Here is an 11578-nt window from a genome sequence, read left to right on the forward strand (position 1 = left end):
GCCGCCAAGCTTCGCAGAACCTCCCAAGATCACCTACTTTGTTGTTGATGGCGATCCAGGCTGGGGCTCCGCGACGTAATCCAACGTCCGCTTTCCACCCGAAGCTGCCGGTCTGCTCGCGACCTGAAGCGGGCATATCTGCGAGCGAGCCCGTCAGAGGGTTCGGACAATCGCCACCCGTCAATCGGCAAGGCCTTCCGGTCCTCGTCCCATTCATTGCCCGAAAGGTCAGGTTGAGGATCGAGGACCCGCGCACCAGTTTCGCAGTTGCAGGATCCTTGCAGGTTTCCCCCAACCTTCCCCCGAAAGGACGTGACTATGAAATTGACCCCCCTCCTTGCCGCTGCCTTGCTGGGCGTCTCCGCTCCGGCCATGGCCGGGCAATCCGCGACCGGTTCGATTGTCGATACGGCGGTTGGATCGCCCGACCACGCGACGCTGGTCGCCGCGGTGAAGGCCGCACAACTGGTCGACGCATTGTCGTCGGCAGGGCCGTTCACGGTATTCGCTCCCACCGATGCCGCCTTTGGCGAACTTCCCGCGGGCACCGTCGAAACTCTCCTCAAGCCGGAAAACCGGGCCCAGTTGCAAGCTGTCCTCACCTATCACGTGGTGGCAGGCGAAGTATCGTCCACCGATCTTGTCGAGCTGATCGAGAAGAACGGTGGAACGGCCGAGCTGTCGACACTCCAGGGCGGCACGCTGACGGCCCGGCTGGTGGGCGGCAATGTGATCCTGACCGACGAGAATGGCGGCGAAGCGACGGTCGTTGCCGCCGATCTGGATGCCTCCAACGGCCTCGTTCACGTCACCGACGCAGTCTCCCTGCCCGGCTGAGCGATCGATCGGCGAGGCCATTCCCCTTCCCGGCGCGCCCGTGCCGTCGGGAAGGGGTTTCGCCGTCAATACTCAGGCGCGCCCAGGTTATCCGCCAAGCGCGTGTTCTTCAGCGGTAACCGCCTGGCCCGGCGCCGGCCGTTCGGAGGTCGTGGTCGTCAGCCAGATCGCAAGCATGGCGGCGATTGCCAGCGCCAGGCTGATCGACAGCACATATCGCAGGATGTGAGGTGTATCGCCGCCTCGGGCTTCCTCGGTGCTAATGTGCACTTCGTCGCCGAGCTTTCGCATGTTCGATCTCCTGATCGCAACCCAAGCTGGAATTGCGCAGCAGCGACCACTCGTAATGCAGGTCGGGCTCGCGCTGCATGTTCCGAACGGCTCTTCTGAATATTCTTTCGGCCGTTCGGCGGTGCCTGTCGGCCTCGCTGCGGCTCGCAGAACCCAAGGCCGTGAGTACCTCCTCGCGGACCATCCGCAAATCCAGCGGAACGGCTTTCTGCATCGTCCACTCTCCTCGGACGTGCCGGTTACATGCTGAATTCATACCATCCCGACGCGAGTCGGGCCAAGATGAACGTTTCCGCTCCCGACTCTTGGTTGCCTGTCGCCAATCGACTCAAGGCGCCCGTTTCGGACCGAGCCCTACTCCCAGAACGCCACGCTGCGGCATTCGATGCTCTCGCCTGTATCGCCGGGCTTCAAAGATTGTTTAGGTAATTCGGGCCAACGGTGCTACTGGAACAGCGCTGACGTTGTGTTATCGACGGGTTTCGGCGCTTTGGGCCAGGCATTGCCTGCTAATCACGACGACTTCCTTTCAATTGACGACCTGACGCACGTCCGTGCCGCAATCGCGCGGCGCGGAACACTCGTTCTTTGAAAGGAACAGATCATGCCAATCGGCACCGTAAAATTCTTCAATACCGACAAGGGCTATGGCTTTATCGCACCGGAAGACGGCGGCAAGGACAGTTTCGTCCATATTTCCGCCGTTCAGGCGGCAGGGATGCAGTCGCTCGAAAAGGAGCAACGCCTGTCCTACGACGTCAAGGTCGGGGACAATGGCAAGGATTCGGCCATCAATCTCGCCAATGCCTGATCATATCGCTGGTTCGCTCCGGGGCGCGTGAACATCGGTTCCGCGTTCCGGAGAGCGCCTGGAATTAGAGGAGACCTGGCTCTTGGCGCTGACACTCGATTTCTGTCTTGCGCGCGCCGACGAGGCGGCCTTGGCGGCCGAAGCGGCGCAGCTCGACAATGTGAAGGAAATCGCCCTGCGATCGGAGATTGCATGGCGCAAGATGGCCAAGCAGATCGAGGCAGTCCAAGTCAACCGCCTGGCGATCGAGCAGCAAAAGGCAGAAGGCCACGCGGCTTCCTGACAGTCACCCGCAAGCCAACCGGTTCGAGACGCCGTTTCGATTACTGCCCGCGAGAATCCGCCAGTTCGGCGATCGCCTGCCTGACCTGTTCGTAGCCAGCGTCACTTGCGATCGCCAGATCGAGCGGGCGCGCTCCAAGGCTCTCGCAGCGCGTATTGAGAAACTTCATCGCCTCATCCTTGCCGTCGAAGGACAGCAGCGCGAAGGTCGCGATGTCGCCCTGTCGCTTGGCCATGTCGGTGGGCATTCTCTTCCCCCACGAGGCACGGCTCCTGAAAACCATCATCGATCTGCCTGGCCGCTTGCCGTTCGCTTCCCCGGTCACCTGCTGAGCTCCCGGACATCCCCGGGCGCGGTCGCACTCGCTGCGGCCAGCATCAGCGCACTCCATGCGCAGGCCGCCGCCGCGCCCAGCCGCGACTGATGCAGCGCGATCTCTTCTGCCAGTATCGCTGCACGATCCAGGTGCAGGCCGCGCATGACCGCGTCTGTCGCGATGCCTGCGCTCAGGAGTGCCTTCTGGTGCTCCGAATATTTGAGATTGAGGTCCACGGATGCGCTCCCTTATGTAAGCGGGAGCACGCCAGTCTCTCGGCCGCGGACGCCTACAAGTCCATGATCCGCGATTTGGCGAGCATGGACTTCGAAGCGACGAATGGCAAACGACCATTCGGGAAGCGAAATCGAGACCAGGAAATCCCTGGAAAATGGTCCGGCGCATCCTGCGCCGGATAGTCTTTGTCAGTCGATCATGGCCGCGACGAGGCGTCGGAGCTCGGGTCTGGACAGGCTGCCATCCCCGGGCTTGCGGCCCAAAGGCCTGCGGTTGCCAGTTCGGCTGAGATCGAAATTCGGTATGTGGCGCTCGTTGGCGCCGATCGTATTCATTTTCATCTTGTCGTGTCGGCGGACTTTGCCCGCCGGAAGTCTTTCTTGTTGTCTAGCGCCCGAAACGGCGGCCTTGCCGCCTGGCGGGGCCCTGTGAATCCCCTCGCTCACGGAAGACAATCCTTCCCTTGGTGAGGTCGTAGGGGGTGAGTTCAACATGCACCCTGTCGCCCGCGACTGTGCGGATGCGATATCGGCGCATCTTTCCTGCGGTGTAGGCGATAAGCTCATGCTCGTTGTCGAGCGTGACCCTGAAACGTCCGTCGGGCAGGACCTCGTCCACGCTCCCTTCCATCGTCAGGAGTTCTTCTTTCGCCAATATATCCCTTTCATGGGTACGAATAATCGCCGCAGCGCGGACGATTCCGCGTGGCGGGGCCATGAAGCATGAATGGAAAGAGGAGCGGCCTTCGCGGCTCGCAAATCCCGTCGCAAGCGACGTTAGGCAATTTCTATATAGCTGAATATTAGAAAATTGCAAGCTCCGCCATTCGATGGCGCCTTGATCGATGTCCTATTCCCAGAAGGCCACGCTGCGGCATTCGATGCTCTCGCGGATATTGGCATCGGGAAAGCTGCTGTCGCGAAAGGCAGTGTGCGGGCAGCGCCAGGTGCGCGAATGGTCGCTGTCGTGGAACTTGAACAGCAGCGCGTCGTCCGCCGTCATGTTCGAGAAATACCACCAGCGCATGCCGGGATTGAAGGAGAAGTTGTTGGCGGCGATCCGCTGATCCTCCTGCTCGACCGGCTCCCTCGGCATTAGATATCGCTGCCAAATCCAATTCCTCACCCGAATCACTAAGCAGACCCACCCTTCGCAAATCTCCTTATTGACCGTCGGTCGGTCAATAACTATTGAAGACGCATGCAAGTCATTCAACACTATCGCCGACCATGGCTGTTTTACGGCCTGTCGACCATCCTCCCGTGGCTGCTTTGGCTCGTTCCCGCATGGATCAGCCATCACGGCGCCGGTGGGCCGCGCGTCCAGGCAATCGGCTTGCTTGCTGCGCTGCTTGGCATACTGGCACCGGTGTTCGTCGCAGCGTGCCTCATTCTCCCAAACCCGGTCTTGCGGGACGACTGCCGCACCCGCTTCGTCAACTTTCGGGCCGGAAGCGCCGGCCACTGGTTGGCTGCCTCGGCACTGATGCCCGCCAGCATCCTGCTGGCCATCGCGCTTTCGCTTCCGCTGGGCTTCAGCGCCGGCCAATTCCACATCAACAGCCAACCGAGCTTCAGCGCGGGCGGTGTCTCGCCATGGGCAGCGCTGATCCTGATTCCCGTGTTCGAGGAGCTGGCGTGGCACACTTACGGTACAGACGCCTTGCGAAGGCGATGGTCATTGTTCACGACCTCGGTAATCTTCGCGACGTTTTGGGGCGTGTGGCACGCACCGCTGGCGCTGATAAACGGGTATTACCACAGCAACCTGGTCGAAACCGGGATCTGGGAAGCGCTCAATTTCCCGGTCAGCATCTTCCCCGTCGTGTTCCTGATGAACTGGCTTTACTACCGGGCCGGGCGCAACATCTGGATCGCGGTCCTGTTTCACATTACCTCGGGCTTTTTCAACGAACTGTTCTCGCCCCACCCGCTGACCAAGCTGATCCAGACCGGCGTGTTGCTGGCGGCAGCGGGCTACGTGGTGTGGCGCGAGCGGGAGCTGTTCTTCACCAAGCAAACCGCGTAGCGTCGCCGGCGGCAGAAATTCGCTGCCCTGTATGGAGAGCGATACCGGCATGGTCAGAACAGTGAAGGCGCCGCATGTCCGACGCGCCGAACTTCTCGATGTGGCCGAAAACCTATTCAGGACCCGCGGCTATGCCAACACCAGCGTGGATGAAATCGTCCGCGAAGCCGGCGTCGCCAAGGGCACGTTCTACCATTATTTCCGTACTAAGGACGAAATCCTAGCCGCGTTGTCCGTGCGGATGGTCGAGACCATAGCGGAGGAGTTGCGGCGGATCGCAGACGACCCTTCACTTGCGCCGCTGGACAAGCTGCAGACGATGTTTGCCGCCGCAAAGGAACTGCAAACGGAATCGCGAGGCGTCGTCGACGACCTCCATCGCCCGGAGAACCGCGAGCTGCACGATCGCAACAATATCGAGATCGTCCGGGTGCTGGGTCCGATTGTCGGCGAGGTGGTTGAGCAGGGGAACTCAACGGGCGTGTTCGAGGTCGAAGACCCCGTAGCCACGGTTCAGTTCTTTATGGCCGGATCGCTGTTCCTGTTCGGCGAAGACGTGTTCGGCTGGACCCCCGAGGAGCAAACCCGACGCATGCAGGCCATGAAACGCTTGATCGCGCGCGCATTGGGAATGCGTCCCGGAAGCTGGGACAGCTAAGAAGCTCGCCCTATTCCCAGAAGGCCACGCTGCGGCATTCGATGCTCTCGCGGATATTGGCATCAGGAAAGCTGCTGTCGCGAAAGGCGGTGTGCGGGCAGCGCCAGGTGCGCGAATGGTCGCTGTCGTGGAACTTGAATAGCAGCGCGTCGTCCGCCGTCATGTTCGAGAAATACCACCAGCGCATGCCGGGATTGAAGGAAAAGATCGAGGCGGCGATCATGCCTTCCTCGCCCTCAACCGGCCTGACCGCCTCTTCCTCGCCCGGGAATTCGTCGACGATGAACAGCGTGTTGGATTTCTCTTCGCCGCCGAAACTGGTGCGCCCGTCGCACAGGGCGAGCGGCACGTCCTGCGGCCCGGGCGAGAAAGTCCGCCAGTAGGACGAAATCAGGAAGCGCTTGAAGCCGGGCCCGCCGGGGCATTTCTCGGCATAGGTCATCTCCGCCATGCGCCGCGCGGTGGCGGGGTTGAGGTCGACATGCGCCTCGCCCGCGGGCGGCTGGATCCCGCCGCGATGGCTGTATCCCTCGACCTTCCTGCTGGCGTGTTCGGAAAGGTCGGCGCTGGTGCGGATCATCCAGCCGCGGGCAAAGCACTTGTCCGCCCCGGTAAGCTGCTTGACGTGTTCCTCGACCTCGCGCTCATACTGCGCGTCGACCGCTTCCTTGTCGTGGAAATCCGTCACCGCGGAAGGCTGGGTCGCGATCATGAAGCCATGGACATCGAGCGTGAAATGATCGCGGATCGGCATCCCGTCGCGGATCGTCACCGGGTGATCCGAATAGGTCCCCGTGTTCATCTCCTTGCCCTGGCTGACATAGCGCCTTGTCACGAAATCGCCCGGATCGACGAAACGGATCATGGCGCGGGTTTCGCGCGCGGTATCTTCGATATCACTCCTGACCTGCGTTGCCATCTCGATCCTCGCTGACGATTCTATCGTTCGTTACGATTGTGCCATGCGGCGCTGGCATGGCGCAAGATAGCCCGCTAATCATTGCGCCGGATCACTTTGGGAGAGAATGCATGAGCGCCTTGCCGCCGAACAGTAACGACGCCGAAATCTGGGATATCTGGCTTTCGCAATTCCAGCTCCCCGCCTGCAATGCCGCGGTCGAGGTCGGGCTGTTCGAGGCGCTCGGCGAGGCTTCGCTTTCGAGCGCGGAACTGGCGGGGAAACTGGCTGTCGACGAGCGCGCGCTCAACATGTTCCTCGCCGCGCTGTGTTCGCTCGGGCTGGTCGAGAAGCGGCTCGGCAAGTGGACCGCGACCCATCTCGGCCGCACCTGGCTCCACCCCGGGGGCGAAGGCTATTGGGGCCATTTCTTCAAGCAGATCGATTTCAACACCGTGCTCCAGGGCCGGCTGGTCGAGGCGCTGAGGACCGGCAAGCGCCCCGGCGACACCGGCGAAGGCTCGGGCGATGTCAGCGAACGGCCGGCTGAATGGGAACGCGGCACGATGTCGCAGGAAGCCGCCGAGGGCATCGCCAATTTCATGCACGCCCACAGCCAGGGCCCGGCGCTCGGCGCGGCGGCCCAGCCGGTGTTCGGCGAACTTCGATGCCTGATGGATGTCGGCTGCGGCTCGGGGGTCTACGGGATCGAGATCGCCAGGGCCAATCCGGGCCTCAAGGTGATCCTGATGGACTTGAAGGAAATGGCGGCCGAAGCGCAGAAATTCATCGACCGCGCCGGCGCCGGGAGCCAGGTTTCGACCGCCGGGGTCAACATGTTCACCGAGGACTGGCCGACCGAGGCCGACGGGCATTTCTTTTCGAACGTGTTCCACGACTGGTCGGACGAGACCTGCCGCCTGCTCGCCCGGAGGAGCTTCGACGCCCTGCCTTCGGGCGGGCGGATCTTCCTCAACGAAATCCTGATGGAGGACGACTACACCGGCCCCTTCCCCGCCGCCGCCTTCAGCCTCCTGATGCTGGTCGGCACGCTCGGCAAGCAGTTCTCGCTCGCCGAATTCGAGGAAATCCTCGGCAGCGCAGGGTTCAAGAATGTCCAGTCGCAGCGCACCGGCGGCGGGCATTATTCGCTGGTCAGCGCGGTCAAACCGTGACTGTTTAGGCCGCGCGCCGGCCATGGCTAATTTCCGTTCACCCCGCGCGCTAAGCCCGGCTTAACGCCGTTCCGCCACTCCGGATTACCCAAGGGACAGCACCGTCCCGGGGGGGCATTCGGAGGGAAAACATGATTTTCACGCAACTCCTGCGCGACCAACAGGGCGCGACCGCGATCGAGTACGGCCTGATCGCGGCGCTGATCGCGATCACCATCATCGTTTCGCTGCGCTCGGTCGGCAACGAAGTGAACACCACTTTCACGACCGTCTCGAGCGAACTGGAAACCGCCAACGCCGGCTGACGCCGCTCTTCCGGGGCATCGAGCGGCATCTCCCCGGGGCGCCGGAACAAGCGAAAGGCCTTGCGGACCATGCCGGACCGCAAGGCCTGTCTGCGCCGCGTTCAGGGCTCATGCACCGGCATCGCCAGGTGCCGGTTGGACGTTTCGCCGGACCCGGGATCGTGTTTGCTTGGAGGGGAAAGCAGTGATCCGGCGAAACGCTCCAAAAAAAGCTTCCCAGACAAAGGCTTCGAGCGCAATATGCACTTTGGGGCAGGCAAACGGCCATCTCCGGGACATGGCCTGAGGAGGTGTTTGGCAATGTTGCTGGCGGAATTGGTGGCTTCCGACCATGTCGCGGCGGTCGTGACCGACCCGACCCAGCCGGACAATCCGATCGTCGAATGCAGCCAGCCGTTCCTCGAATTGACCGGCTATAGCCGTGAAGAGGTGATCGGACGCAACTGCCGGTTCCTGGCAGGCCCCGGAACCGACCCGGAGCGGCGCAAGATGCTCCGCGACGCGATTGCCGAACAGCGCCCGGTGGTGGTCGAACTGCTGAACTACCGCAAGGACGGCACCCCCTTCCTCAATTCGGTGATGATCGCCCCGATCCACAATCCCGAAAACCTCCTGATCGGCTTTGTCGGCTCGCAAGTCGAAGTGTCGACCGAAGAGGCAGCCTTCGTGCGGGAGCGCGAGGAGCGTGCACGCATCCTGGTGGCCGGCCTCAGCCCGCGCCAGAAGGAAGTCCTCTCGGGGCTGGCACGGGGCCGGCGGATCAAGCAGATCGCCCACGAACTGGGACTGAGCGAGCGGACGGTGAAGATGCACCGCGCCGCGATGCTGAAGTCGCTCGGCATCCAGACAAACGCCGAAGCGGTCAGGATCGCCGTGCGGGCGGGGCTTTAGCTTGCCCGGGCGGCCGCCATCCTCCGCAGGCCCGGCCTCCCGCAACAGGTCGGCGAGCGCTGGATGTGAGCCGCGGACGCCGGGCTGTCGCAGATGTTGATGGATCGCCTTGGGTGATCTAGCCTAGTCCTGGTCAAACAAAGCGGAGTGGGGATAGCCAGTGGGATGCTTGCCTGCTCGTCGGTTTGCGTTGGCCGCTGCCGGAGCGTGCTTGCTGTTGGCCGGAGATGCCGCCATGGCCCAAGAATCCGCAGTGTCGCCCTATGGCGAGCTCAATCCTGACGCGCCCGAGGAATTGAGGCTATTCGCGTTCCTTGTCGGAAAGTGGGACGGCAATGGGCGAACCCGGCTGCCCGACGGAGAGTTCGTCAAATACGAACTGACCTGGATCGGCCGGTATGTCCTCGATGGAATGGCGATCGCCGATGAGCTGCACGCTCCGCTGCCCGGTGGCGGCATGGGTCTCGGGATTACCATTCGCTATTTCGATCCATCGGCCAACGGCTGGATCATCGAATTCCTGAATGTGACGGGCTCCTTCATTCGACGCCAGGTCAACCCCCGTTCCGGCGCGGTCGAGGTCGATGGCGATACCATCATCGTGGTCTCGCAGGATGGCGCTTCGATCGGCCGGGAATATTACACGCTCGAGGGCGACAACCGGTTTTCCTACGCGATGGAACTTTCCGCCGACGGCGGAGCGACGTGGGAGCGGGCTCCGTTCGAGTTCCAGTTCAGCCGCGCAAGCGAGGCTGGCGAATAGCGTCCGCATCCGGATGGTTGTCTGTCATCCAGCCTCGTCGCGCGCCAGAATCCACCTCGAGCGGCGGCCAAGGGCGGGTAGCGAAGCCCGGGTGGCCCGAAACCATGGCATAACCCTCTATAGTCCCACCTTCCCGGCAGGCTTGGCCCGCGCCCGGCCTGTGCTATGTCCCGACGCATAACAAAATTGGGAGGGTTCGAGTGAAAGGCAGAATTCTTGGCGGAATTGCGAGCACGGTTATGACCGCCGCGCTCTGCGGCGCGGTCGCGCATGCGCAGCAGGACGTACCGATGGCCGAGGGCGGATTCCCCGTCGCGCCGACCGGCCTGGCGGACAATCCGCTACCCGACGGCCCGTTCCATTATCGCACCGCCGAGGGGATGGACATTCGCGTCGAGGTGCTCGCCCGGCTCGCTTACCCGATGGCATTGGCATTCCTGCCCGAGGGCGACATGCTTGTGGTCACCCGCCGGGGCGAAATGCACCGGCTCAAGCCGGGCGCTTCCGAAACGAGCCTGGTCGAAGGCGGGCCGGAAGGGGTGTTCTTCGGCGAATCCGGGGATCCGGGCACCGCCCATGCCTATGTCGATATCGCCCTGCACCCGGACTTCGCGTCCAACCGGTTCATTTATCTCACCTACAACAAGCCGTCCGCTGACGGCGGGCGCGTGATGGCGCTGGGCCGCGGCCGCTGGAGCGGGGAACGGTTGGAGGGGTTCGAGGACATCTGGGTCGCCCATCCGGGCGTGGCGGGTGTGAGCCGCATGGCCTTCGCCCATGATGGAACGCTGATCTTCACCACCAGCGGCGCGGGGCCGCAGAACCTCTCCACCGCGGGCGGCAAGGTGCTGCGGATCAACGATGACGGTTCGATCCCCGAGGACAATCCCTTCGTCGGCGACGCCAATGCGCGCGCCGATATCTATTCGCTGGGCCATCGCGGCGCGCTGGGCCTCGCGATCCATCCCACCACCGGCGCGATCTGGGAGACCGAGAACGGCCCCAATGGCGGCGACGAGATCAACATCATCAAGCCGGGCGCCAATTACGGCTGGCCCTATGTCAGCCTCGGCCGCACCTACCAGGGCCCGTGGCAGTCGGAGCGCCCGCGGCACGATGTGTTCGAGCCGCCGGTTGTCTACTGGATGCCCGCCGTCGCTCCGTCCGGGCTGCTGTTCTACACCGGCGATGCGCTGCCCGCGTGGAAGGGCGATATCTTCGTCGGCGCCTTGCGCACCGGAGAGATCCCCGGCACCGGCCACCTGGAGCGCATCCTGATCAACCAGGACATGGAGGAACTGCGCCGCGAGACGTTGCTTTACGACCTTCGCCAGCGCGTGCGCGACGTGCGCCAGGGCCCCGACGGCTACATCTACCTCGTCACCGAACAAGAGGACGGCGCCATCCTGCGGATCGTCCCGGACGGGTGAAGTTCGACGATGTCCGCAATGGGTGGAAAGCGGACATTGGAGCGTAGCGATCGACCGACAGCAGCAGATATGGCATTCGCCAAACTTTGATTAACCGGTGTCATAGACTAACACGTCAAATCTGCGTGCTTGTCTGTTGCTCCATCACGTCTGCAATCATCAAGCAAGACAATGAGAGATCGCCATGAGAAGCAAATTTTGGAAATGGACTGCGCTGCCTGCGCTCCTGGCCGCATCGCTGGCATCGAACGCCTCGGCCATCGGCTTCGTCAATAACAAGGATGGCTGGCTGGCGCTGACGCAAGAAGCCAAGGCCGCCTATGTGCAGGGCTTGAACGACAGCATCAACCAGGTTTTTGTCGACGACAATCTGGTCGAGGGACTGGCCAAGCGGGGACGCACACTTTGCCTTGCCGAACGCCAAGAAAATGCCGCGACCCTGGCGGAGCGGATTACAGCTGCATACGCCGATCAACGCTACGTCAATCTCTCGCCGACCAGCGTCTATATCCTCACCATGGGCCAGCTATGCCGCCAATATATCAATCGCGAGCGGGCGAGTTTCGGCCTTGGACCGGTCTAGGCTGGGTAGTCAGATGAGCTTTCGCAGCAAACCTTCGTGAAGCTTCACATTATCGGGGTTTTGCGGGTCAAG

At 62.5% G+C, this 11578-nt stretch carries 18 protein-coding genes; 11 read left to right on the plus strand and 7 right to left on the minus strand.

What is annotated here, in order from left to right; translation table 11 throughout:
- Positions 1–318: 318 nt before the first annotated feature.
- Positions 319–837 carry a fasciclin domain-containing protein gene (locus AC16XC_RS04070; protein WP_484033364.1) on the plus strand — a complete coding sequence of 173 codons (519 nt, stop codon included), beginning with the start codon at positions 319–321 and terminating at the stop codon, positions 835–837.
- A gap of 87 nt (positions 838–924) precedes the next feature.
- Here the strand turns inward: AC16XC_RS04070 and AC16XC_RS04075 are convergent, their stop codons facing one another.
- Positions 925–1128 carry a hypothetical protein gene (locus AC16XC_RS04075; protein WP_484033365.1) on the minus strand — a complete coding sequence of 68 codons (204 nt, stop codon included), beginning with the start codon at positions 1126–1128 and terminating at the stop codon, positions 925–927.
- Between the two features lie 604 nt (positions 1129–1732).
- On the opposite strand from AC16XC_RS04075, the gene AC16XC_RS04080 reads away from it, so the two are divergent.
- Both AC16XC_RS04080 and AC16XC_RS04085 read left to right on the plus strand, forming a co-directional pair.
- Positions 1733–1939, plus strand: coding sequence for a cold-shock protein (locus tag AC16XC_RS04080; RefSeq protein WP_484033366.1), 207 nt, complete (start codon positions 1733–1735; stop codon positions 1937–1939).
- 82 nt (positions 1940–2021) lie between these two features.
- The gene (locus AC16XC_RS04085; protein ID WP_484033367.1) at positions 2022–2222 is read left to right on the plus strand and encodes a hypothetical protein; all 201 of its coding nucleotides are present in this window, start codon (positions 2022–2024) and stop codon (positions 2220–2222) included.
- 40 nt (positions 2223–2262) lie between these two features.
- Here the strand turns inward: AC16XC_RS04085 and AC16XC_RS04090 are convergent, their stop codons facing one another.
- The 5 genes from AC16XC_RS04090 to AC16XC_RS04110 all read right to left on the minus strand — a co-directional run bounded on the left by AC16XC_RS04090 (position 2263) and on the right by AC16XC_RS04110 (position 4074).
- Positions 2263–2469 carry a hypothetical protein gene (locus AC16XC_RS04090; RefSeq protein ID WP_484033368.1) on the minus strand — a complete coding sequence of 69 codons (207 nt, stop codon included), beginning with the start codon at positions 2467–2469 and terminating at the stop codon, positions 2263–2265.
- Between the two features lie 74 nt (positions 2470–2543).
- Positions 2544–2774, minus strand: coding sequence for a hypothetical protein (locus AC16XC_RS04095; protein ID WP_484033369.1), 231 nt, complete (start codon positions 2772–2774; stop codon positions 2544–2546).
- Positions 2775–2963: 189 nt separating this feature from the next.
- Positions 2964–3110 (minus strand): hypothetical protein, encoded by a 147-nt coding sequence (locus AC16XC_RS04100; RefSeq protein WP_484033370.1) that lies wholly within the window; start codon positions 3108–3110, stop codon positions 2964–2966.
- Between the two features lie 52 nt (positions 3111–3162).
- Positions 3163–3429: a translation initiation factor IF-1 gene (infA, locus tag AC16XC_RS04105; protein WP_484033371.1), complete on the minus strand. Its 267-nt coding sequence runs from the start codon at positions 3427–3429 to the stop codon at positions 3163–3165.
- Between the two features lie 195 nt (positions 3430–3624).
- Entirely contained in the window at positions 3625–4074 is a 450-nt protein-coding gene (locus tag AC16XC_RS04110; RefSeq protein ID WP_484033372.1) for a CmcJ/NvfI family oxidoreductase, read from the minus strand.
- Between AC16XC_RS04110 and AC16XC_RS04115 the strand changes: the two genes are divergently transcribed.
- Both AC16XC_RS04115 and AC16XC_RS04120 read left to right on the plus strand, forming a co-directional pair.
- Positions 3976–4803: a CPBP family glutamic-type intramembrane protease gene (locus tag AC16XC_RS04115; protein ID WP_484033373.1), complete on the plus strand. Its 828-nt coding sequence runs from the start codon at positions 3976–3978 to the stop codon at positions 4801–4803. The two genes, AC16XC_RS04110 and AC16XC_RS04115, sit on opposite strands and share 99 nt — an antisense overlap.
- Before the next feature lie 31 nt (positions 4804–4834).
- Positions 4835–5461 carry a TetR/AcrR family transcriptional regulator gene (locus AC16XC_RS04120; protein ID WP_484033374.1) on the plus strand — a complete coding sequence of 209 codons (627 nt, stop codon included), beginning with the start codon at positions 4835–4837 and terminating at the stop codon, positions 5459–5461.
- Between the two features lie 10 nt (positions 5462–5471).
- Here the strand turns inward: AC16XC_RS04120 and AC16XC_RS04125 are convergent, their stop codons facing one another.
- Positions 5472–6380 carry a CmcJ/NvfI family oxidoreductase gene (locus tag AC16XC_RS04125; protein ID WP_484033375.1) on the minus strand — a complete coding sequence of 303 codons (909 nt, stop codon included), beginning with the start codon at positions 6378–6380 and terminating at the stop codon, positions 5472–5474.
- A 110-nt stretch (positions 6381–6490) separates the two neighbouring features.
- Here AC16XC_RS04125 and AC16XC_RS04130 point away from each other — a divergent pair, with 110 nt between their 5' ends.
- The 6 genes from AC16XC_RS04130 to AC16XC_RS04155 all read left to right on the plus strand — a co-directional run bounded on the left by AC16XC_RS04130 (position 6491) and on the right by AC16XC_RS04155 (position 11506).
- Positions 6491–7534 (plus strand): methyltransferase, encoded by a 1044-nt coding sequence (locus AC16XC_RS04130; RefSeq protein WP_484033376.1) that lies wholly within the window; start codon positions 6491–6493, stop codon positions 7532–7534.
- A 131-nt stretch (positions 7535–7665) separates the two neighbouring features.
- Positions 7666–7839, plus strand: a complete 174-nt coding sequence (locus tag AC16XC_RS04135; RefSeq protein WP_484033377.1) for a Flp family type IVb pilin — start codon at positions 7666–7668, stop codon at positions 7837–7839.
- Positions 7840–8139: 300 nt separating this feature from the next.
- Entirely contained in the window at positions 8140–8730 is a 591-nt protein-coding gene (locus AC16XC_RS04140; RefSeq protein ID WP_484033378.1) for a PAS domain-containing protein, read from the plus strand.
- A 235-nt stretch (positions 8731–8965) separates the two neighbouring features.
- A complete protein-coding gene (locus tag AC16XC_RS04145; RefSeq protein ID WP_484033379.1) occupies positions 8966–9493 on the plus strand; it encodes a hypothetical protein in 528 nt (175 codons plus the stop codon).
- 200 nt (positions 9494–9693) lie between these two features.
- A complete protein-coding gene (locus AC16XC_RS04150; protein ID WP_484033380.1) occupies positions 9694–10923 on the plus strand; it encodes a PQQ-dependent sugar dehydrogenase in 1230 nt (409 codons plus the stop codon).
- A gap of 184 nt (positions 10924–11107) precedes the next feature.
- Positions 11108–11506 carry a hypothetical protein gene (locus tag AC16XC_RS04155; protein ID WP_484033381.1) on the plus strand — a complete coding sequence of 133 codons (399 nt, stop codon included), beginning with the start codon at positions 11108–11110 and terminating at the stop codon, positions 11504–11506.
- Positions 11507–11578: the final 72 nt, after the last annotated feature.

It is taken from the genome of Candidatus Andeanibacterium sp. (assembly GCF_057143545.1).